This window comes from Caballeronia sp. LZ065 (genome assembly GCF_031450975.1).
Taxonomy (GTDB): domain Bacteria; phylum Pseudomonadota; class Gammaproteobacteria; order Burkholderiales; family Burkholderiaceae; genus Caballeronia.
This window is the reverse complement of record NZ_JARUXV010000044.1, coordinates 121,726-141,388: the sequence shown is the minus strand read 5'-3', so window position 1 is coordinate 141,388 and position 19,663 is coordinate 121,726. Positions and strand designations below refer to the sequence as shown.

Genomic DNA, 19,663 nt, shown 5'->3' with positions numbered 1-19,663 from the left:
TAGAATGAAAACACGCGCTTCCCGACCGCACAGGACATTCCATGCTGCAAGCCTTTGCGTCATCAGATCCGTTCACGATCGGCGTCGAACTCGAGATCCAGGTCGTCAACACACACGACTACAATCTGACGAAGGCCACCACCGAGCTCCTGACCCGCGTGCGCGAAGAGCGCTTCGCGGGCGCGATCAGTCCCGAGACGACCGAAGGCATGATCGAGGTGTCGACCGGCGTTTGCCGCAACTTCGATCAGGCGCGAAACGAGTTGCAGACGCTGCGCGACACGCTGGTGCGCGCGGCAGATTTCCTGAACGTGGGCGTATGCGGCGGCGGCACCAACTTCTTCCAGAACTGGTACGACCAGCGTTCCGACGGCCGCGAGCGTTCCGAATATCTGATGGGCCTGTACGGCGCGCTCTATCAGCAATTCACGATCTTCGGCCAGCACGTGCATGTGGGCTGTCCCGATGCCGATTCGGCGCTCGTTCTGCTGCATTCGCTGTCGCGCTACGTTCCGGATTTCATCGCGCTGGCCGCTGCTTCGCCCTTCGTGCAAGGCAGCGACACGCAGTTCCAGTGCGCGCGGCTGAACTCGGTCGCACCGTTTCCGCTGTCGGGCCAGGCGCCGTTCATGACGAGCTGGTCCGACTTCGAAGCCTACTTCGAGCGCATGACGAATACCGGGCTGGTGCATAGCCTCAAGGATTTCTACTGGGACATTCGCCCGAGTCCGGGTTATGGCACCGTGGAAGTGCGTGTCATGGATACGCCGTTGCGCGTCGAATGGGCCGCCAGCATTGCCGCCTATATCCAGGCGCTTTCACGTTATCTGCTGGTCGATAAGCCGTTGCGTCTCAGCGAGCGCGACTACGAGGTGTATCGGACGAACCGCTTCATGGCGTGCCGTTTTGGACTGGACGGCGCTTGCGTCGATCCCGAGACCGGACAGCGCGCGCCGATCCGCGATCGCATCCTCGCCACGCTCGACGTCCTTGCGCCTCATGCGCGGGCATTGGGCGCGGAAGAAGGACTGGCGGACATCCGACGCGCCTTGACGCAAGGCGCTAGCGACGCCGCGTGGCTGCGTCGCGTGTATGGCGCGCATGATTCGCTGCATGAGGTCGTGCGCCAGCAGTGCCGGATATGGCGTGGGGCGCAGATGCCGGAATAAGGGCGTAGCGCGTGACCGTCAGCGGGCGTCGCGCCGCGAGAAAGGACCGTTATCGGCAAAAGCACAGCGCGCGAACCGTTCGCCGATAAAACGATGCGTCGCTCCATCCGGATGCAACGCATCGGGCAGCGGATACGCGGTATGGTCTTCAGGACCATACAGACACATGCCGTCGAGATAATGCAGGTTTGGATCGTCGGCGGCGCGCTGTTCGATAATGCGGCGCAGTTCGTCGCGAATCACCTGCAAGGTCAGCTTGCCGGCCTGAACATCGTCCGGGTTGCCGGTCGCTCGAAACGCTATCCTGCCTTCGGCCAGCGCGGCGAAATCGAATGCGCCTGGACCGGGCGTGGCTTCGTGGATCGGACAGAAGAGCGGTGAAACGATCAGCAGCGGCGTGTGCGGATGACCGTCGCGGATCGTATCGATGAAGCCGTGCATTGCCGGGCCGAAGGCGCGCACGCGCATCAGATCGAAGTTGACCAGATTGATGCCCATCTTGACGCTGATGAAGTCAGCCGGCGTGTCGCGCATGACGCGCGCCGTGAACGGGTCGAGCAGCGCGCTGCCGCTGAAGCCGAGATTGATCAACTCGACCTCGGCGAGCCGGGCCGCGAGCGCGGTCCATATCGACGTGGGACTGTCGCCGTTCGAGCCCTGACTAATCGAACTGCCATGGTGCATCCATGTCTTCCTGCCCTCCGTGCCGACTGCTTCGACGCGTGCATTCGTGCGCAGCGCGGCAAGCACGCTGAGTTCGTCGTGCGGTAGCCAGATCTCGATGCGCTTGTTGCGCTCGGGAAGGCCGGAGAACGCGAGCGTAACGGGACCATCCGATTGCACGGAGGGGGTGTTCGTCGCTGCATCGACCGCTACCGTGTCGCCGCCTTTCGCACGTAGTTGCTGAGCGAGGCGACCATCGACGATGAGATCGTAAAGGCCCGAAGGACGGGCCGGCGCACCGGCATGGACATAGCGCGTCGGCAGGACGTCGAGTTCGATGTCGGTGGCGGCGCTATAGAAGACGAGCCGCACGCCGGAAGGCTTGGCCTCTGCAAGCATCAGTTGCGGATCGGGACATTGCTTGCGTGCCCAGGCCGGCAAGCGATGCGGTCGCACGCCATCGGCCGTGTATTCGAGTTCGATGGCGCCGCGCAGAAGCGAGGCATCGAGAGGCGTGGTGATCCATTGGTGCATGTCGTGTGATTGTGCGGTGAGGGCGCGCGCATGCCGCGCCATGCGGACGGGATCGTTCCAAAAAAAACGAACGACTCAAGCGTCTTCCAGACTCTCGCCGCGCTCGGCGATCAGCTTTCCAAGTTCGCGCGTGGACAGCACACGCCGTCGCGGATCGGTGGAACCCGACTCGTCATCCGCCAGATTTTCGATGATCGTCAACAGCACCTTGCGCGCGACCTTGATCTCGCGCTCGCTCAGTCCGGTCACGCTGATGTCGTTCACTTCTTCCGCGAGCGGCACGAGCTTGTCCTTGAGCGCGCGGCCCTCGGCCGTGAGATAGACGTGCGTGTTCTTCTTGTTCTCGGGACGCTGCTGGCGCTCGACCAGTCCGAGCTTCTCCATCGCCGTGACGGCCGCGAACGTCGTGGGCGCCATGACGCCGGCCTGCTCGCTCAGTTCGCGCTGCGTGAGCCCGTCCGTCTCCCACAGGATGCGCAGGAAGGTCCAGTGCCCGAACGATACCGCGTGTTCCGCGAGCCGCATTTGCAACCCGCGGACCATCGATCGCGCGGCGTCCTTGACGAGGTGCGCGAGACGGTCGTTCGGCACGGACTCGTGCCAGTGGCGCAGCATTTCCACGGTTTCGCGCGGCGCGCCTTCAACAGTCTTCTTTCGTGTCATGGCGATGTCTTCTTTCATGAGAGCGAGTTTCTCCCGACATGATAGCCGCTGGCCCCTGCAATCAACCGTCATAGCCCCGCGCGCGACGCTCTCCGTGCAAACCCGAACTTGTTCGTACCGCGTCGCCTCCTTACCATTATGATTAGATATCGAATAAAAACCAATGCGTGATCCAGGCACTCGGGCCGGCTCGCGCATCATCCTCATTGGTACGGGAAACGGAGACGCCTGGTGGCCAAATCCACAGTCACGCAATTCATGTCGGAATCGGACGCAGCGGCGGCGCGCGTCGAGGCGACGTATCACAAGGTCACCTGGCGGTTGATGTCGTTCATCTTCGTCTGCTGGGTATTGAACTACCTGGACCGCGTGAACGTGAGCTTCGCGCAATTGCATCTCAAGCAGGACCTCGGTCTGTCCGATGCCGCCTATGGCCTCGGCGTGAGCCTGTTTTTCATCGGCTATATCCTGCTGGAAGTGCCGAGCACGCTGTGGCTCAAGCGGATCGGCGCGCGGCTGACCGTCTCGCGCATCATGATCCTGTGGGGCGGCATTTCCACCGCAATGGCCTTCATGACCACGCCGATGCAGTTCTATATCGCGCGCATCCTGCTCGGCGCGGCGGAAGCAGGGTTCTGGCCCGGCATCATCCTGTACCTGACCTACTGGTATCCGGGGGCGCGGCGCGCGCGCATCACGTCGCGCTTCCTGCTGGCGATTGCAGCGGCAGGCATCATCGGCGGGCCCCTGTCGGGCTGGATTCTGCATAACTTCGTCGATGTGCTCGGTTTCCGCAACTGGCAATGGCTGTTCTTCCTCGAAGGCCTGCCCGCGCTGCTGATGGGCGTGGTGGCGTTCTTCTATCTCGTCGATCGTCCGCAGGACGCGCGCTGGCTCGACGAAGAACAGAAGCGCATCATCCTCGACGCGCTCGCCGCCGACCGTGCCGAGAAAAAAGCGGAAAAGCACACGCGTCACCCGTTGCTGGTCGCGTTGAAAGATCCGCGCGTGTATATCCTCGCGGCGGGCTGGGGCACGGTCCCGCTGTGCGGCACGATCCTCAACTACTGGACGCCGACGATCATCCGTCAAGCCGGCGTATCGGACGTGCTCAACGTGGGTCTCTTGTCCGCCTTGCCGTACATCATCGGCGCGCTCGGCATGTTCGCGGTCGCGCGCAGTTCGGATGTCACGCTCGAACGCCGCTGGCACTTCTTTGCGTGTACGGCTATCGGCGCGTTGGGCGGCTTCCTGTTGCCGGTGCTGTCGGGCAACACGGCAGCGGCCATCATCTGTCTCGGCATGATCTCCATTTCCTACTTCGGCGCGGCGGCCATCATCTGGTCGATTCCACCGGCCTATCTGTCCGACGAAGGCGCCGCCGCGGGCATCGGCGCGATCAGCTGTCTGGGTCAGGTCGGGGCGTTCTGCGGGCCGATCGCGCTCGGCTGGATCAAGACCGTGACGGGCAGCCTGGCGATCGGGCTCGCGGCCATCGCGGCGATCGTGATGCTCGGCGGCCTGGCGGTGCTGATCGGCGTGCCTGCGAAGACGCTGCGCGAGCACGCGGAAAAACTCTCCTGACATTCCGTTTTTTTGCGGCAGCGCGGCGCCTTCGTGTTGAAGGCGCCGTTTTTTTTTTGCAACGTCGCAACAGTAAAAAACAGCGCGTTCAGGGAAAACCCGCTTGCCCCATAATGATTAGATATCTAACATAAAGGGCATGGAGATCAGCAAGGGAGCAGGAGCAATGAACGAATCGGCGAGCCACGAACTGGCATTCAGGACGCTCGTGGTGACGAAGAAGGAATGCGTGGCGCAGGGCATCTTCCGTTTCGAATTGCGCGACGAGGCCGGACGCGAACTGACGCCGTTTACGGCGGGCGCGCACCTCACGGTGCGGGTGCCGAGCGGGGCCAACCGGAACTATTCGCTGTGCAGCGATCCCACCGGAACCGACCGCTATGTGATTGCCGTGAAGCGCGAAGCAGCCGGTCGCGGCGGCTCGGTGAGCATGGCGGACGAGGTGATGGAAGGCGCGCATATCGAAGTCTCGGAGCCGCGCAACGAGTTCGGACTGAGCGAGCGCGCGCGAAGCTTCGTGTTTGTCGCGGGCGGCATCGGCATCACGCCGATTCTCTCGATGATGCGTCATCTCAAGGCCACAGACGGCCCGCGCTTCAAGCTGTATTACGTGTCGCGCAGTGCGGAGACCACAGCGTTTCTCGACGAACTGTCGAGTGAAGAATGGCAGCCGCATGTGGTGATTCATCACGATCACGGCGACCTCGCGCGTGCCTTCGACTTCTGGCCGGTTTTCGAAAAACCCGGCAGCGGCGCACACGTCTACTGTTGCGGCCCGCGCGCGCTGATGGATGGCGTGCGCGACATGACAGGTCACTGGCCGACCGGCAGCGTGCATTTCGAAAGCTTCGGCGTGGATCAGTCGCGTGCGGCGGAGAACGCGCCGTTCAACATAAAACTGGAACGGACCGGCCGCAGTTTCGCCATTCCCGCCGACCGCTCGATTCTCGAAATCCTGCGCGACAACGGCATCCGCGCGCCGAGCTCCTGCGAGAGCGGCACGTGCGGTTCGTGCCGCACGAAGCTGTGCGCGGGCGTGGCGGAGCATCGAGACATGGTGCTCGGCGACGACGAGCAGCACGATCAGATCATGATCTGCGTGTCGCGCGCCCGCAGCGAAGAACTCGTGCTGGATCTTTGAACCCATCCCCATTGCATTGATTGCAGATACGCAGGTCAGGAGAAGCGCTAATGCTTACGCATGAAGAAAACGAATTGCTGTGCCGCGTCGAAGGCGACGCGCCGATGGGCCAGTTGATGCGTCGTCACTGGACGCCGGTCTGTCTCATCGAGGAAGTGAGCGAGCCGGACGGCGCGCCGGTGAAGGCGCGTGTGTTCGGCGAAGATCTCGTCGTGTTCCGCGATACCGACGGCAACGTCGGCGTGATGGACGAATACTGTCCGCACCGCCGCGTGTCGCTCGTGTATGGACGCAATGAGGACTGTGGCCTGCGCTGTCTTTATCACGGCTGGAAGATGGACGTGAAGGGCAACGTCATCGAAATGGTCTCGGAGCCCTCATGCAGCGACATGACGAAGAAGGTCCGTCACAAGGCTTATGAAACGAAGGAATGGGGCGGCTTCGTCTGGGCCTACATGGGTCCGCAGGATGCGATCCCCGCGTTCGTTGCGCCCGCGTGGGCGCCGACCGAGGAGACGCGCGTAAGCATCGCCAAGGTCATCGTGCCGTGCAACTGGGCGCAGATACTCGAAGGCGCGATCGATTCCGCGCACAGTTCGAGCCTGCATTCGTCGGACTTCGTGCCTGCACGCGTGGGCGGCGCGGAAGCCACCGCGAAGAACTGGCTGCGTCCGTCGACGGACAAGGCGCCGCGCCTGCAAGTGCATCGCACGAGCTATGGCTTCCGCTATGCCGCGCTGCGCCGGCCCATCCAGAATGCCGCGACGCATGACTATGTGCGCTCCACCGTGTTCGTCGCGCCGGCCACCGCGCTGATCCCGCCGAACAACCTCTACAACGTCGCCAACATCAACGTGCCCTGCGACGACACCAGCACCGCTTTTTATTTCATGGCGTGGGGGCATCCGGACAAGACGCCGGAAACCGAGACGTGGCGCAAGTTTCTCGGGCAACAGGCGGGCGTCGATCTGGATGCGACGTACCGGCCGCTGCGCAATCACGACAACCGCTTCTGGCAGGATCGCGAGGCGATGAAGAATGGCAACTTCACCGGCATCAAGGGCTTCCCGAATCAGGACATCGCGATGTGGGTGACGATGGGTCCGATCGCCGATCGCACCGAAGAAAGGCTCGGTGCCAGCGATGTCGCCGTGGTCGAGTTCCGCCGCCGCATGCTCGACGCGTTGCGGGAATTTCAGGCAGGCGAGGCTGGTATCGGTACGGGAGAGCAGGCGATTCCGCGCCACGTGTGCTCGTTCCAGGCGATGGTGCCGAAGGACACGGATTGGAAGCAGTTTCCCGCGCATCCGGTGTGGGTCGAGCCGGCTGTGGAAGCAGCGCCGGAGCTTGAAACGAACTACCAGGTGCAGGTCTGATGGAGCCGCTGCGGCTTGGAATCGTGGGCCTCGGGCGCGCGTTCTCGTTGATGCTGCCGACCTTTCTCGCGGATCCGCGCGTGCGGCTGGTCGCGGCATGCGACCCGCGCGAGACGGCGCGTGCGCAGTTCACAGCTGACTTCGATGCGCCGGCCTTCGCGGATATCGAGGCGCTCGCGCGCCGACCGGACATCGATGCGCTGTACATCGCCAGTCCGCATCAGTTTCATGCGGCGCATGCGCGTGTGGCGGCGGGGCATGGCAAGCACGTATTGGTCGAGAAGCCGATGGCGCTCTCGCTCGCCGAATGCGACGCGATGATCGACGCATGCCGTGAGGCGCATGTGCATCTGATCGTCGGCCATTGCCATAGCTTCGACACGCCCTATCTGCGCACGCGCGCGTTGCTTTCGTCGGGTGCATACGGCGACGTGAAGATGATCCAGGCGCTCAACTTCACCGACTATCTGTATCGGCCGCGCAGGCCCGAGGAATTGCAAACGGAAGAGGGCGGCGGCGCGGTGTTCAGTCAGGCGGCGCATCAGGTCGATATCGTGCGGATGCTCGCCGGAAGCCGCGTGACGCGCATCCGTGCGGCGGTCGGCCGCTGGGACGCCGCGCGCCCGACCGAAGGCGCGTACACGGCGACGCTGTGGTTCGAGAGCGGGGCGTTCGCGACGCTCTCGTACAACGGCTATGCGCACTTTGATTCCGACGAATGGACCGGATGGATCGGCGAGATGGGGCAGCCGAAGCATGCTTCTGATTACGGCACTGCACGCCGCAAGCTGGCCCGTGTGCAGTCGCGCGATGAAGAGGCGCGCCTGAAGGCTGCGGGCACGTATGGCGGCGCGGCTTATTCACCCACTCAACCCGATGCACGTTGGCATCAGCACTTCGGGCCGCTGATTGTCTCTTGTGAACGGGGCGACCTGCGGCCTTTGCCGGACGCCATCGTTGTGTATGGGGACGAACGCTGTGAACGCATCGCGCTCGATGCGCCGCAGGTGCCGCGCACTGAAGTCATCGACGAACTGATCGCCGCCGTGCAGGGCGATATCGCGCCGCTGCACGACGGCGTATGGGCGCGCGGCACGCTGGAAATCTGCCTTGCGATGCTGCGTTCGAGCGCGGAGCAGCGCGACGTGCTCATCGGCCGCGAGACGCTTACAACACAGGAACTTTGAATATGAGCAAGCTGAATTTGTCGGTCGCGGTGGGCAACTACGACCGCATGCGGCCGCTGGTGGATGGTGAGGTGCAGATCGACGGCGTCGATCCGGTGTTCATGTTGCAAGACCCGGAAGAGATTTTTTTCCGCGCCTTCCGTCATGCGGATTACGACATCTGCGAACTGTCGCTCTCCAGTTACAGCGTGAAGACAGCGGCGGGCACGAGTCCGTATATCGGCGTGCCGGTGTTTCCGTCGCGCGCGTTCCGTCATACGTCCATCTACGTGCGCAACGATCGCGGCATCGATACGCCTGCCGATCTGAAGGGCAAGCGCATCGGTGTGCCCGAGTATCAGTTGACCGCCAATGTATGGGCACGTCTGTTTCTCGAGGAAGATCACGGTGTCAAGGCATCGGACGTAACATGGGTGCGCGGCGGTTATGAAGAGACCGGCCGTGAAGAAAAGATCACGCTGAATCTTCCCGCCGATGTGCGTCTGGAGAACGCGCCGTCGAATGCGACCATCACAGGCATGCTCGCGTCCGGTGAAATCGATGCGGTGATCGGCCCGCGCGCGCCCTCGTGTTTCACGAACGGTCATCCGAACGTGAAGTATCTCTACGACGATCCGCAGAAAGCCGCCGCCGACTGGTACACGCGTACCAAGCTGTTTCCGGTGATGCATCTGCTGGGCGTGCGGCGCACGCTCGCCGAGCGTCATCCGTGGCTACCGGGCGCAGTGGCCAAGGCGTTTGAGAAGAGCAAGGCAGTAGCACTTGCAAAGTTGAGCGACACGTCCGCAACGAAGGTGACGCTGCCTTTCGTCGAGGAACAGTTGAGCAACGCGCGCCGCTTGATGGGCCACGACTTCTGGTCGTATGGTTTTGCGCCCAACCGGCATGTGTTGTCGCGCTTTTTGAAGCGGCATCATGACGAAGGTCTGTCGAGCCGGCTGCTGCAACCGGAAGAGCTGTTTCATCCGGCCACGCTGGAGAGCTTCAAGATCTGATCGGAGGGGTGTCCATGAAAGTCGAAGGGCAATGTCATTGCGGCGCGATCGCCTATGAAGCTGACGTCACGCCAGGAACCGTCGCCATCTGTCATTGCGCGGACTGCCAGACGCTGACGGGCTCGGCGTTTCGCGTGAATATCGCTGCGCCAGCGGAGAGCTTTCGCATCCTGAGAGGCGAGCCCAGACGGTATCTGAAGACTGCCGACAGCGGTGCGCGCCGCATCCACGCGTTCTGCGCGGAGTGCGGCGGGCCGGTGTATTCATCGGCGGAAGAGAACCCTTTTTCTTATTCGTTGCGAGTCGGCGCGCTGAAGCAGCGTTACGAACTCGGCGCGCCGAAACGGCAATCGTGGATGCGGCGGCGCTTCGACTGGCTCTCGGGTCTCGGCTCAGCGGAGGTGTTCGAAGGGCAGCCTTGAAGAGATAAACCTCTATTGCGTCCACGTTCGTTCGTGCTCATGCTCTCGTGACTGACTTACACGACCAAGCACGACCAAGCACGACCATGCACGACCAAGCACGACCAAGCACGACCAAGCACGACCAAGCACGACCAAGCACGACCAGGCACGACCTGACACGGAGACGTGAATGAGCAAAGTAAAAGTTGCCGGCTTCGGCGTTTCACTCGATGGCTTTGCTGCGGGCCTCGCTCAAAGCCTCGAACATCCGCTCGGCGTGCGGGGCCACGAACTCTTCCAGTGGTTTTTCCCGACGCGCACGTTCCGCGCGATGCAAGGCAAGGACGATGGCGATACCGGCCTCGACGATAGCTTCGCTCACCGCGCGATGGACAACTTCGGCGCCTTCATTCTCGGCCGCAACATGTTCGGGCCGGTGCGTGGAGCATGGCCCGACGATCAATGGAAAGGATGGTGGGGCGAAGATCCGCCTTATCACGCGCCCACGTTCGTGCTGACGCATTACGCGCGGCCTTCCATCGAGATGCTCGGCGGCACCACGTTTCATTTCATCACTGGCGGGATCGACGAAGCGCTGCACCGGGCCCGCGAGGCAGCGGGCGCACGGGACGTCAAGATCGGCGGCGGGGTTTCGACGGTGAAGCAATACATTCAAGCGGGCCATGTCGACGAGATCCATCTTGCGATGGCGCCCGTCGCATTGGGCGCTGGAGAATCACTCTTCGACGGGCTGGATCTTCATGCATTGGGATACCGGACCGTCGAGCATGTTCCGACCGAACGCGCCACGCACATCGTGCTGATGCGCTGAAGACCGCCGCGCTCAGATCACCACGTCGTTGGAAAACGCCGACGCGAATGCATTCAACGCCTCGATCAGCGCGGCATCGCCTGACTTTGTTGCCGTGCGCAGACGCGTGACGTCGGCGGCGAGGTTGGCGACGAAGCCGTGCAGCGCGTCGTTGGTCATCGCGATGCCTTCGTGCCGCTCGAAGAACGCCGATGCCTTCTCCGCCAGCAGGATGAGTGCAGCGGCATCGCCACCGGGCTGACGGGCGCCGTCACGGCATTGCAGCGCGAACGCGCGAATATCGGTCAAGCCCAGACCCCGTCTCGATAGCGATGCCGCTGCCAGTTCCAGATTCATAGTTGCTTCTCCAAAGATGAGGCGTCGCGCTGTGCGACCGGTCAGACGAAGGCGTTGATGCTGTCATACAGCAGCGCCACGCCGTCCATGAAATCGACGAGACGCATGGCCTCGTCGGGATTATGCGAACCGTTCTGGTTGCGCACGAAAATCATCGCGCTGCGAATGCCGGCTGCGGCGAACATGGCGGCGTCGTGACCCGCGCCGCTCGGCACGTGCGGCGCGGGCAGGTTCAGTGCTTGCGCATGCTGTTCGAGCAACGCGATCCAGCCCGCATCCATGCGCGCAGGCGCGGTCTGCAACAGCGCGCCCGTTTCGAAGCGCACGCCATGGGAGGCAGCCGTGTCCGCGAGCGTGCGTTCGAACACGTCGAGCACCTGCGCCAGCATGTGCGGGTCCGCGCTGCGTGCTTCAAAGCTGAAATCGACTTCGCCTGGAATGCGCGAGATCGCGTGCTGTTCCGCGCGCGTGCCGAACACGCCGCACGTGATCACGAGGTCCGCGCCCTCGGCAAGCGCGCGCTTCCAGTACGCATCGAGCGCGCTGACCACGTGCGCTGCCGCGAACACCGCATCGTGACGGCGTTCGCGCGGCACCGCGCCCGAATGACCCGGCTCGCCGATACAGCGCACGTTGCGATAGCGCACGTTGCCACGTATGGACGGCACGATGGCGACCGCGCGTTGCGCATCGTCGAGCAGCGCGCCCTGTTCGATATGCAACTCGATATAGCCCGCGACGTCGTTCGCATCGAGCAGCACATCGCCCGCCGCGATGGCTTCGACGTCCGCGCCTGCTTCGCGCATGCAGGCCGCAAGCGTTTCGCCCGTCGAGCGCTGTTGCGCGTCCAGCGTCGCGCGCGGCAAGCGGCCGAAGAGCGCGCTGGAGCCGATATACGCCTTGCCGAACCACGCGCTTTCTTCGCCGCGCAGCGCGAGCACGCGCAGCGGATGCGTGCCGCGTCGCATTTCGTCGCGCTGCCGCATGAGGCACAGCAGACCCGCGATCACGCCCGCGAGGCCGTCGAAGTTGCCGCCCTCCGGCACGGAGTCCATGTGCGAGCCGCACAGGATGGGCCGCGTGCATGCGTCGTCGGGATGCGAGAAGGTGACGTTGCCCGCGCGATCGACGTGTGCGGCGAAGCCTTCTGCCTGCGCGAACGCCGTCAGCAGTTCGAGCGCACGGCTTTCGCCCGCGCCATACGATGCGCGTGTCACGCCTCTGCCTTCAGCTGTGGCTTCGCGCACTGTGTCGAAGAGCTGCTGTGCGATGTGCGCGTAATCAATCGATGCCGTCATGCGAGTGCGCTCATGCATCATGGGCCGCGGCGAGAAACTGGCGCAGTTCGTCGGTGCGCGGCTGGTTGAAGAGCACGTCGGGTGCGCCGCTTTCATGAATGCGCCCTTGATGCAGGAACACCACGCGATCGCAGACCTCGCGTGCAAAGCGCATTTCGTGCGTGACCATCACGAGCGTCATGCCGCCTGCCGCCAGTTCCTTCATCACCGCGAGCACTTCCTGCACGAGTTCCGGATCGAGCGCGGACGTGATCTCGTCGCATAGCAATGCCTTGGGCGACATGCACAGCGCACGGGCAATCGCCACGCGTTGCTGCTGTCCGCCGGACAGTTGATCGGGATAGGCATCGAACTTGTCGCTGATGCCAACGCGTTCCAGTTGCAGGCCCGCTTGCATGCGTGCTTCGGCGGACTTCATGCCGAGCACGATCATCGGGGCGAGCATCACGTTGCGGCCGATGCTCAAATGCGGAAACAGATTGAACTGCTGGAAGATCATGCCGACCTGAGTTCGTAACTGCTTGAGTGCCGCGGCGTCGTCGGACAGGGGTGTTCCCGCCACATCGATGCGGCCGCCGTCGATGCTCTCCAGCCCGTTGATGCAGCGCAGGAGCGTGCTCTTGCCCGAGCCGCTTCTGCCGATCAGCGAAATGACTTCGCCGTGGCCGATGTTCAGGTCGATGCCCTTGAGCACTTCGTTGCCGCCGAAGCGCTTGGTGACGTGGTCAATTGCGATAAGGGGCATTGAAATGCTTCTCCAGATGGCGGCTCAGCGCAGACAGCGCCGAGCACAGCAGGAAGTACAGCAGCGCGACGAGCCCGAAGGTTTCGAGCGGCCGGAAGGTCGTGTTGCTGATCATCGCGCCCGCCTTCGTGAGTTCGACGAAGCCGATGATCGACGTGACCGAGGTGTTCTTGACGATCTGCACGCAGAAGCCGACGGTCGGCGCGACGGCGAGACGGCCGGCCTGCGGCAGCACGATGTGGCGGTATTGCTGAAGGCGCGTCATCGCCAGCGAAGCCGATGATTCCCACTGTCCGCGCGGCACCGCTTCGATGCAGCCGCGCCAGATTTCAGCGAGAAACGCCGCTGACCACAGCGACACCGCCATGCCCGCCGCGAGCCACGCGGGCACGTCGAAGCCGCACAGCGCAATGCCGAAGAACACGATGAACAGTTGCATCAACAGCGGCGTGCCCTGAAACAGTTCGATGAAGGCGGCCGCCACAGCGCGCGGCATGCGTGCGGGCGTCAGACGCAGCCACATGATCGCGAACGCCAGCGCGCCGCCGCAGACGAAGGCGACGCACGAGAGCGCCACGGTCCAGCGCAGCGAGGCGAGCAACACGCGCAGGATGTCCCACAGGGTGAATTCCATGGCGGCTTATCTCGCAGGGCGCGCGGTCACGAAGCGCTTGCCGAGCGTGCGCAGCGCATGGCGCAGCGCGATGGCGAGCAGCAGATACGTGAGCGTCGCGGTGGCGTAGGTTTCGAACGAGCGGAAGGTGCGGCCCTGAATGAAGTCCGCCACATGCGAGAGGTCCATCAGCGCGATCTGCGAGCAGACCGAGGTCGTCAGCATCATGATGATGAACTGGCTGGTCAGCGCGGGCCATACCTTCTGCAATGCGGGCCGCAGCAGTACGTGACGGAACGTTTGCAGACGCGTCAGCGCGAGGCTCGCGGCGGCTTCATGCTGGCCGCGCGGCGTGGCCGCAATGGCGCTGCGCAGGATCTCGGTGCCGTATGCGCCGAAGTTGATCATCACGGCCAGCAGCGCGGCCTCGATGGCATCGAGCCTGACATGCAGTTGTGGCAGGCCGAAGAAGATGAAGAACAGTTGAATCAGGAACGGCGTGTTGCGGAACACTTCCACATAGGCACGCGTGATGGCGCGGGCCCACGGCTTGCCTTCCGCATGAATCCACGCACCGGCGATGCTCAGCGCGAACCCGCCGAGGCCGCCGGCGATGCTGACGGCAAGCGTCATCGCCACGCCCTGGGCGAGCAGGGGCAGATACGGCGCAATCGCGCCGAAGTCGAATTGATAGGACATGGTCTGAGGCTATCCGGAGCCGATGCGGCGGAAGGGCGCTTCACTGCCTCATGCAACGCATGGGAGGCGGATGAGGCAGTGGAGCGCGTCAGGGTTTTGCGTCGAGCGGTTGCTTGAGCCACTGGCGCGACAACGCGTCGAGCTGGCCGCTGGCCTTCTGTGCCGTGAAGACGCTGTTGACGGCGGCCAGCATGGCGCTGTCGCCTTTGCGCACGGCGGCGCAGACCGGCGAGTCGATCAGCAGCAGCTTCTGTGCGAAGTGCTTCTGCGGATTGTCGGCCAGCAGCTTCGCGCCGACGATGTTGCCCGTCGCGAGGTATTCCGTCTGCCCGGACAGGAAGGCCGCCACGGCCGAACTGTTGTCCTGGTAGCGCGAGAACAGCGTGCCGGCCGGGGCGTTCTTCGTGATGAACAGGTCTTCCTGCGAGCCTGTTACCACGCCGATCTTCTTGCCCTTCAGGCCGCCGACGTCCGAGAGCGCGTCGGTTTGCGGGCCGAACACCGCCGTGTAGTACGGCGCGTACGGCGAGGTGAAGTCGATCACTTCGGCGCGTTGCGGATTCTTGCCGAGATTGAGTACGAGGTCGACCTTGTTGGTGACGAGGAACGGAATCTTGTTGGCCATCGTCACCGGCACGATCTGCAGCTTCACATGCAGCGCGGCGGCGGTCAGCTTCGCCACTTCGACATCGTAGCCATGGAGTTCCATGTCGCTGCCCACCGAGCCGAACGGCGCGTAATCCTGCGGCACCGCGACGCGGATCACGCCGGTCTTCTTCACGGTGTCGAGCGTGTCGGCCTGCGCGGCCGGGGCGTGGCTCAGCAGCGTCATCGCGCAGGCAACCGATAACATGGCCGCACCCAGGCGGCGCTTGAACGTAGCGGTGAGACTCATCGTGCAGACTCCGGAATGGACTTCAGGAAAGCGTGGAAGGCTTCATCGAATACCGCGGGGGTTTCCAGCATCGGCGAGTGGCCGCTGTCGGTCATGGCGGCGAGCGTGCTGTTCGGCAGGCCATCCAGGAGGCGCTGCGCATGCTCCATCGTGCGGCCGCTGTCGTGCGCGCCCCAGACCACCAGCGCGGGCAGTTGCACGCCGGGCAGGTGCGTGCGCATGTCGGTCTCGATCAGCGAGGACTGGATGTCGATCATCGCTGTCAGCGGCGCGGCCTTGGCGCGCTCCACGTAGCCGTCGAAGAAGGGCTGCGGCAGTTCGCGGAACCAGTGCGCGCTGATCTCGCGCATCGTGTCGATGCCTTCGTTTTCCAGTTGCGCGAGCAGTGCGCGGCCGAGCGCGTGATTGGTCATCGAGGGACCTGTGCAGACCAGCACGATGCCGCCGAGCTTTTCCTGATAGCGCACGGCCGTCATCTGCGTGACGACGCCGCCCATTGAATGACCGACCACAACGGGACGTTCCAGTTCGAGCCGGTCGATGAACGCGGCCACGCGGCGCGCGAGCGCCTCGATGGTGAAGCCATCGGGCGGCGCGTCGGAGCGCAGGAAGTTGTCGATGGCGAGACCGCGATAGCCGGGCGGCAGCGCGTCGATGGTGCGTTGCCAGAGTTCGGACGAGCTGCCGAAGCCGCCGTGCAGGAAGATGACCGGGCGGCCTTCGCCACCGCTGTCGGTGTAATGAACGCGGGCGCCGTCGAGTCGGATGATGGGCATGAAGTGCTCCTGGTTGGATGGAGCGAGTATCGGGCGGCAAAACCAGCGGGCCAACGTTCATTTTTATGATTTGACGCAGATTTATGGTCCATGTAACTTTTTTGAGTCACGGACCACCATTAAAAAAAGCAACGTATGGAGAGTTTTCGCGCCATCGGGGAGCGCCTGAAATGGCATCGCCAGCAATTGAAGATGACCGCCGACGAAGTCGCCGAGGCCATCGGCGTCTCGCGCGCGCTGTTGCACCGGTATGAAGCGGGCAATATCGTCAAGCTGGAAACGCTCGAAAAATTTGCGCGGGTATATGGCATGTCGCCGAGCACGCTGCTCGGGCTCGGCGCCGAATATCTGACCGACGGGTTCCGCTTTTTTGAGCGGGTCGCGAGCCTGGAAGAGAAGGCGGACCGGGTGTCAGTCGTGTTCGGGCCGCTGATCTACGTGCTGAGTTCCGCGGGTTACGACCGCTCGCTTGCGCGCAGCTTGCACGATCCGCAGGACCTCGATCCGCTCACGCCCGCCGAAGGCCAGCGTCTGTTGCAGGTCCTGGAGCGGCGCAAGGCGATCTTCCGTTTCCGCCAGCCGGCCATGGTCAACATCGTTCCGTTGAGCAGCATCGAGCGCTATCTTGCCAACGGACTCGCGGTGACGGCCGACAAGCCGTATGCGGAGCGCGCCGAACTCAGGCGCGAGGCCGCGCGCGAGATCGGGCATATGGCGGACCTGATCGCTTCGCCGCCGATCCATGTGCAGATCGGCCTGACAACGCAGCCCTTGCCCACCTCCGGCTATCAGATCATCCACGCGGAAGGGCGGCGGTATCTCGTGAACAGCCCGTTCCGGATCGGTCAGCCGACCAACCTGCGCTACGGCGTGGGCACCATCACGGAAGATCCCGAGGCGCTGGCCAAGCACGATCATCTGACCGGAACGCTGTGGCAAAGCGCGTTGAAGGGAGGGCAGGCGGTGCTCGAGCTACATCGGCTTATCAAGAAGTATTCGGACTGAGTGTGATGGTTTGCGGGTGAGGGCACGAAGGCGTGGCTCAAGCCTTGTGGTCCGGAGGCGAGCGAACTTCGCGCTGACCGCATCGAGCCGGCTTTGCCTCCCTGCGTGAGTTTGAAGAACCTGGCTTGCCTCGTGCCCTTCCAGGTCCGTTGCGACGAGACAGGGTTCGCGCGTGCATCGCCTTGCCGGAACGCGAACCCCTTTCGGCATGATGTGCGCTTAGTAGTAGCGCCAGTGTCCCGGTATCCATCGGCCATAGGGCCCATAGTGCGCAGGCACCCATACATATGGCGCTTGCGCTACGACCGGCGGCACAACGACAACGGGCGCAAGCGGCGCGACCACGACGGGCGCAGGCGCCGCGACTACGACGGGCGCAGGCGCCGCGACTACGACGGGCACAGGCGGCGAAGCCGTCACTACGGCGGCAGGCGCCACCACAGGAGCCGTCTGCGCTGACGTCACGGCCGTATCGGCAACGGGGTCTGCCGCCACGGGCGCGGCCGCCACGGGCGTGGCCGGCAAGGGGCCGAGCAGCTGGCCACTGGGCGTGTCATACACTGCGCACCCGCCCAGTCCGAGTCCCAGACCCAGCACGGTGATTGCAAGGAAGGTTTTCATGGTTTCGCCACTCCAGCCATAAAGAGTCGAGCCAGCCTCTTCGAGAGGTCCGGCGGCACGCACGCGCGTAATGGAACGGTCAGGGTGAATCATCTCCAGTGCCCCGGAACCCAGGCGCCGTAAGCGCCATAATGCGGCGGCACCCATTGCGCGGCAGGCAAGGGCTCCACCACACATCCGCCGAGCATCCCGGCCAATAAACCCGACACGATAAATAATCTGAATAGCCTGTTCATTTGCAGCTCCAATAGCAAATCAAAGATGGGGGGGTGAACTGTCGTTGCGCCGTCATTCGGTCTACCACCGGCGATAGCCGCCGTGGTAATAGGCGACCCGCGCATGCCATCCGTAATACGGATGCCACCATCCCCAGCCGACCCCGGCGTGATAGCGCCACAGATAGCCCGCGGCCGGCGCCAGACCCACAGGCGCGGCATAGACCACTCCCGGCGGCGCGACCATGGGCAGCGGCGCGACGACGACAGCCGGAGGCGGCGCGATCACAACAGCCGGAGGCGGCGCGACCACGAAAGCCGGAGGCGGCGCGACGGCCACGACAGGCGCCACGATGACCTGCGCCTGGACGTTCGAGCGATAGAGCGCGCCTGCGAGCGCAAGAAGGGTGGCGGTGGCTTTCATGATCGGTTGAACCTCGTAGGACGTTATTAAATTGATTCGCGCAATCACATTTCCGGGCGACACGTTTTTTGAAACGGTAGTGAGCCGCTTTGCATAAACCGCGCGTGAACATGACATTAGCCAATCGTGCGTATTACCTCGAACGAGAATCTCGTTGGTAATAGCTCTTTAACGTCGCTGTGCGTTTTGAACCGTCGCGTCCGTCCGGCTTTACGTGTAACGGAATATTTTTCGCCGATAAATAACGGAATACGTTTCGAAATTTAAAACGATGTGCGATGAGAAAAACTTGAGAATGGAAACGATTGGAACGCGCGCGTGCTATCCGCTCATCTACTGACCAAAGGAAGGTCTGCTGGCGCAGTCGCGGCGGCGTCCCGGCGCTCGTGTTTTCAAAGGCTTTGCTTGTCGATGAAAAGCTGCATCAGCAGCTCATCGTGCGCCCCGTCCCGCGGCGAACATTGAGTTACGTTCGAGCCCGAATTGCTCGAATCCGAGCGATGCATACAGCCGTATCGCGGCTGCGTTGTCCGCGTTCACGGTCAGGTTCAACTGCGTGATGCCCGGCGTGCGCTGCGCGAAGGCGATGGCTTCATCGAGCAAGCTGCGGCTGATGCCTTTGCCTCTCATGTCCTGGGCCAAATACACACCCCAGACGAAGGCCTTGTGACTCAACTTCCGTAGAGCCTCGCGCTTCACGCCTGCGATGCCGATCAGGCGCGATCCTTCAAAGCAGCCGAACACGCCCTGGTCGTCGTTTGTGTTGAGCATGCGCTCGATATGCGCGGCGGAGCGGTCCACTTCTTCTTCATGACTCGATGCAAACGATGCCGGACATTCGCTGAGTCCGGCGAGCCGCAGCGCCTGGAACGAGGATGCGTCGGCTGCGGTGAGAAGACGAACAAGCATGGCGGCTCCGCGATTCATGAGGAAGACGATCCTTACTCATGGCTTTCGAAGGGAACATATTTCCGGCTTTACGCGCGGCAAGCGCAACGTCCCCACGCGCTGACCATCAAGTCTCAGTCATGTGAGCCGACATACGTTCGAAGGAACGCCGCACGGTGCCGCGCATCGTCACAGATGCGCACGCAGCCACTGCCACGCGAGCGGTCCGCAGATCACGCTCCAGGTCATGACACCGATCACGAGCGCCACCGTCACTGCCGCGCTGCCGCAGTCCTTCGCGCGGCCGGACAGTTCATGGCGTTCGAGCGAGATGCGGTCGATAGCCGCCTCGATGCTCGAATTGATCAACTCGACCAGCAGCACGAGCAGCACCGAGGCAGCCAGCAAGACGCGCTCGGCGCTCGTGACTGGCATGAGGAACGCGATCGGCAACAACACCACCGCGATGCACACCTCCTGGCGGAACGCGCTTTCCTCGCGCCAGGTCGCGACGATGCCGTCGCGCGAATGACGCAGCGCGAAGAAGCCGCGCAGCAGGCCGCTGCGTTTGCCGTTGCCCGGCTTGGAAGGAGGCATGGC

22 protein-coding genes are annotated in these 19,663 nt (G+C 63.2%); 9 read left to right on the top strand and 13 right to left on the bottom strand.

Annotation, left to right across the window (positions count from 1 at the left end; genetic code table 11):
• Positions 1-41: 41 nt before the first annotated feature.
• Entirely contained in the window at positions 42-1,169 is a 1,128-nt protein-coding gene (locus tag QCE63_RS36220) for a YbdK family carboxylate-amine ligase (RefSeq protein ID WP_309840183.1), read from the top strand.
• 18 nt (positions 1,170-1,187) lie between these two features.
• Here the strand turns inward: QCE63_RS36220 and QCE63_RS36215 are convergent, their stop codons facing one another.
• On the bottom strand, positions 1,188-2,366 hold the full coding sequence (locus QCE63_RS36215) for an SGNH/GDSL hydrolase family protein (protein WP_309840182.1): 1,179 nt from the start codon (positions 2,364-2,366) through the stop codon (positions 1,188-1,190).
• A 75-nt stretch (positions 2,367-2,441) separates the two neighbouring features.
• The gene (locus tag QCE63_RS36210; protein ID WP_309840181.1) at positions 2,442-3,029 is read right to left on the bottom strand and encodes a MarR family transcriptional regulator; all 588 of its coding nucleotides are present in this window, start codon (positions 3,027-3,029) and stop codon (positions 2,442-2,444) included.
• A gap of 258 nt (positions 3,030-3,287) precedes the next feature.
• Between QCE63_RS36210 and QCE63_RS36205 the strand changes: the two genes are divergently transcribed.
• The 7 genes from QCE63_RS36205 to QCE63_RS36175 all read left to right on the top strand — a co-directional run bounded on the left by QCE63_RS36205 (position 3,288) and on the right by QCE63_RS36175 (position 10,548).
• A complete protein-coding gene (locus tag QCE63_RS36205) occupies positions 3,288-4,613 on the top strand; it encodes an MFS transporter (protein WP_309840394.1) in 1,326 nt (441 codons plus the stop codon).
• Between the two features lie 166 nt (positions 4,614-4,779).
• The gene (locus QCE63_RS36200) at positions 4,780-5,754 is read left to right on the top strand and encodes a PDR/VanB family oxidoreductase (RefSeq protein ID WP_309840180.1); all 975 of its coding nucleotides are present in this window, start codon (positions 4,780-4,782) and stop codon (positions 5,752-5,754) included.
• 50 nt (positions 5,755-5,804) lie between these two features.
• Positions 5,805-7,130: a Rieske 2Fe-2S domain-containing protein gene (locus tag QCE63_RS36195; RefSeq protein ID WP_309840179.1), complete on the top strand. Its 1,326-nt coding sequence runs from the start codon at positions 5,805-5,807 to the stop codon at positions 7,128-7,130.
• Positions 7,130-8,317: a Gfo/Idh/MocA family oxidoreductase gene (locus tag QCE63_RS36190; RefSeq protein ID WP_309840178.1), complete on the top strand. Its 1,188-nt coding sequence runs from the start codon at positions 7,130-7,132 to the stop codon at positions 8,315-8,317. The genes QCE63_RS36195 and QCE63_RS36190 overlap by 1 nt, the downstream gene beginning before the upstream one ends.
• A gap of 2 nt (positions 8,318-8,319) precedes the next feature.
• Positions 8,320-9,312 carry an ABC transporter substrate-binding protein gene (locus QCE63_RS36185; protein WP_309840177.1) on the top strand — a complete coding sequence of 331 codons (993 nt, stop codon included), beginning with the start codon at positions 8,320-8,322 and terminating at the stop codon, positions 9,310-9,312.
• Positions 9,313-9,326: 14 nt separating this feature from the next.
• The gene (locus QCE63_RS36180) at positions 9,327-9,734 is read left to right on the top strand and encodes a GFA family protein (protein ID WP_309840176.1); all 408 of its coding nucleotides are present in this window, start codon (positions 9,327-9,329) and stop codon (positions 9,732-9,734) included.
• A gap of 172 nt (positions 9,735-9,906) precedes the next feature.
• A complete protein-coding gene (locus tag QCE63_RS36175; RefSeq protein WP_309840174.1) occupies positions 9,907-10,548 on the top strand; it encodes a dihydrofolate reductase family protein in 642 nt (213 codons plus the stop codon).
• A gap of 12 nt (positions 10,549-10,560) precedes the next feature.
• Here the strand turns inward: QCE63_RS36175 and QCE63_RS36170 are convergent, their stop codons facing one another.
• The 7 genes from QCE63_RS36170 to QCE63_RS36140 all read right to left on the bottom strand — a co-directional run bounded on the left by QCE63_RS36170 (position 10,561) and on the right by QCE63_RS36140 (position 15,910).
• The gene (locus QCE63_RS36170; protein WP_309840172.1) at positions 10,561-10,884 is read right to left on the bottom strand and encodes a hypothetical protein; all 324 of its coding nucleotides are present in this window, start codon (positions 10,882-10,884) and stop codon (positions 10,561-10,563) included.
• A 41-nt stretch (positions 10,885-10,925) separates the two neighbouring features.
• On the bottom strand, positions 10,926-12,182 hold the full coding sequence (locus QCE63_RS36165; RefSeq protein WP_309840170.1) for a hydantoinase/carbamoylase family amidase: 1,257 nt from the start codon (positions 12,180-12,182) through the stop codon (positions 10,926-10,928).
• Positions 12,183-12,192: 10 nt separating this feature from the next.
• Complete coding sequence (locus QCE63_RS36160; RefSeq protein WP_309840169.1) at positions 12,193-12,927, bottom strand: amino acid ABC transporter ATP-binding protein; 735 nt, start codon at positions 12,925-12,927, stop codon at positions 12,193-12,195.
• The gene (locus QCE63_RS36155; protein ID WP_309840167.1) at positions 12,908-13,561 is read right to left on the bottom strand and encodes an amino acid ABC transporter permease; all 654 of its coding nucleotides are present in this window, start codon (positions 13,559-13,561) and stop codon (positions 12,908-12,910) included. Before QCE63_RS36155 ends, QCE63_RS36160 begins: the two co-directional genes overlap by 20 nt.
• A gap of 6 nt (positions 13,562-13,567) precedes the next feature.
• Positions 13,568-14,239, bottom strand: a complete 672-nt coding sequence (locus QCE63_RS36150; protein ID WP_309840164.1) for an amino acid ABC transporter permease — start codon at positions 14,237-14,239, stop codon at positions 13,568-13,570.
• A gap of 88 nt (positions 14,240-14,327) precedes the next feature.
• A complete protein-coding gene (locus tag QCE63_RS36145) occupies positions 14,328-15,134 on the bottom strand; it encodes a transporter substrate-binding domain-containing protein (protein ID WP_309840161.1) in 807 nt (268 codons plus the stop codon).
• Positions 15,131-15,910: an alpha/beta hydrolase gene (locus tag QCE63_RS36140; protein WP_309840159.1), complete on the bottom strand. Its 780-nt coding sequence runs from the start codon at positions 15,908-15,910 to the stop codon at positions 15,131-15,133. Before QCE63_RS36140 ends, QCE63_RS36145 begins: the two co-directional genes overlap by 4 nt.
• A gap of 135 nt (positions 15,911-16,045) precedes the next feature.
• On the opposite strand from QCE63_RS36140, the gene QCE63_RS36135 reads away from it, so the two are divergent.
• The gene (locus tag QCE63_RS36135; RefSeq protein ID WP_309840157.1) at positions 16,046-16,915 is read left to right on the top strand and encodes a helix-turn-helix transcriptional regulator; all 870 of its coding nucleotides are present in this window, start codon (positions 16,046-16,048) and stop codon (positions 16,913-16,915) included.
• A 219-nt stretch (positions 16,916-17,134) separates the two neighbouring features.
• On the opposite strand, the gene QCE63_RS36130 is transcribed toward QCE63_RS36135, so the two are convergent.
• The 4 genes from QCE63_RS36130 to QCE63_RS36115 all read right to left on the bottom strand — a co-directional run bounded on the left by QCE63_RS36130 (position 17,135) and on the right by QCE63_RS36115 (position 19,660).
• A complete protein-coding gene (locus tag QCE63_RS36130) occupies positions 17,135-17,536 on the bottom strand; it encodes a hypothetical protein (RefSeq protein WP_309840155.1) in 402 nt (133 codons plus the stop codon).
• 297 nt (positions 17,537-17,833) lie between these two features.
• Positions 17,834-18,175, bottom strand: coding sequence for a hypothetical protein (locus tag QCE63_RS36125; RefSeq protein WP_309840153.1), 342 nt, complete (start codon positions 18,173-18,175; stop codon positions 17,834-17,836).
• Positions 18,176-18,607: 432 nt separating this feature from the next.
• Positions 18,608-19,084: a GNAT family N-acetyltransferase gene (locus tag QCE63_RS36120; RefSeq protein WP_309840151.1), complete on the bottom strand. Its 477-nt coding sequence runs from the start codon at positions 19,082-19,084 to the stop codon at positions 18,608-18,610.
• A 168-nt stretch (positions 19,085-19,252) separates the two neighbouring features.
• Positions 19,253-19,660: a diacylglycerol kinase gene (locus QCE63_RS36115; RefSeq protein WP_309840150.1), complete on the bottom strand. Its 408-nt coding sequence runs from the start codon at positions 19,658-19,660 to the stop codon at positions 19,253-19,255.
• Positions 19,661-19,663 lie beyond the last annotated feature (3 nt).

Bases quoted from the DNA above. Each gene is read 5' to 3' on its own strand.
- QCE63_RS36155 (WP_309840167.1), bottom strand. From the start codon at position 13,561: ATGGAATTCACCCTGTGGGACATCCTGCGCGTGTTGCTCGCCTCGCTG.
- QCE63_RS36170 (WP_309840172.1), bottom strand. From the start codon at position 10,884: ATGAATCTGGAACTGGCAGCGGCATCGCTATCGAGACGGGGTCTGGGC.
- QCE63_RS36220 (WP_309840183.1), top strand. From the start codon at position 42: ATGCTGCAAGCCTTTGCGTCATCAGATCCGTTCACGATCGGCGTCGAA.
- QCE63_RS36175 (WP_309840174.1), top strand. From the start codon at position 9,907: ATGAGCAAAGTAAAAGTTGCCGGCTTCGGCGTTTCACTCGATGGCTTT.
- QCE63_RS36200 (WP_309840180.1), top strand. From the start codon at position 4,780: ATGAACGAATCGGCGAGCCACGAACTGGCATTCAGGACGCTCGTGGTG.
- QCE63_RS36140 (WP_309840159.1), bottom strand. From the start codon at position 15,910: ATGCCCATCATCCGACTCGACGGCGCCCGCGTTCATTACACCGACAGC.
- QCE63_RS36210 (WP_309840181.1), bottom strand. From the start codon at position 3,029: ATGACACGAAAGAAGACTGTTGAAGGCGCGCCGCGCGAAACCGTGGAA.
- QCE63_RS36180 (WP_309840176.1), top strand. From the start codon at position 9,327: ATGAAAGTCGAAGGGCAATGTCATTGCGGCGCGATCGCCTATGAAGCT.
- QCE63_RS36190 (WP_309840178.1), top strand. From the start codon at position 7,130: ATGGAGCCGCTGCGGCTTGGAATCGTGGGCCTCGGGCGCGCGTTCTCG.
- QCE63_RS36115 (WP_309840150.1), bottom strand. From the start codon at position 19,660: ATGCCTCCTTCCAAGCCGGGCAACGGCAAACGCAGCGGCCTGCTGCGC.
- QCE63_RS36120 (WP_309840151.1), bottom strand. From the start codon at position 19,084: ATGCTTGTTCGTCTTCTCACCGCAGCCGACGCATCCTCGTTCCAGGCG.
- QCE63_RS36125 (WP_309840153.1), bottom strand. From the start codon at position 18,175: ATGAAAGCCACCGCCACCCTTCTTGCGCTCGCAGGCGCGCTCTATCGC.
- QCE63_RS36185 (WP_309840177.1), top strand. From the start codon at position 8,320: ATGAGCAAGCTGAATTTGTCGGTCGCGGTGGGCAACTACGACCGCATG.
- QCE63_RS36150 (WP_309840164.1), bottom strand. From the start codon at position 14,239: ATGTCCTATCAATTCGACTTCGGCGCGATTGCGCCGTATCTGCCCCTG.
- QCE63_RS36160 (WP_309840169.1), bottom strand. From the start codon at position 12,927: ATGCCCCTTATCGCAATTGACCACGTCACCAAGCGCTTCGGCGGCAAC.
- QCE63_RS36215 (WP_309840182.1), bottom strand. From the start codon at position 2,366: ATGCACCAATGGATCACCACGCCTCTCGATGCCTCGCTTCTGCGCGGC.
- QCE63_RS36130 (WP_309840155.1), bottom strand. From the start codon at position 17,536: ATGAAAACCTTCCTTGCAATCACCGTGCTGGGTCTGGGACTCGGACTG.
- QCE63_RS36205 (WP_309840394.1), top strand. From the start codon at position 3,288: ATGTCGGAATCGGACGCAGCGGCGGCGCGCGTCGAGGCGACGTATCAC.
- QCE63_RS36165 (WP_309840170.1), bottom strand. From the start codon at position 12,182: ATGACGGCATCGATTGATTACGCGCACATCGCACAGCAGCTCTTCGAC.
- QCE63_RS36135 (WP_309840157.1), top strand. From the start codon at position 16,046: ATGGAGAGTTTTCGCGCCATCGGGGAGCGCCTGAAATGGCATCGCCAG.
- QCE63_RS36195 (WP_309840179.1), top strand. From the start codon at position 5,805: ATGCTTACGCATGAAGAAAACGAATTGCTGTGCCGCGTCGAAGGCGAC.
- QCE63_RS36145 (WP_309840161.1), bottom strand. From the start codon at position 15,134: ATGAGTCTCACCGCTACGTTCAAGCGCCGCCTGGGTGCGGCCATGTTA.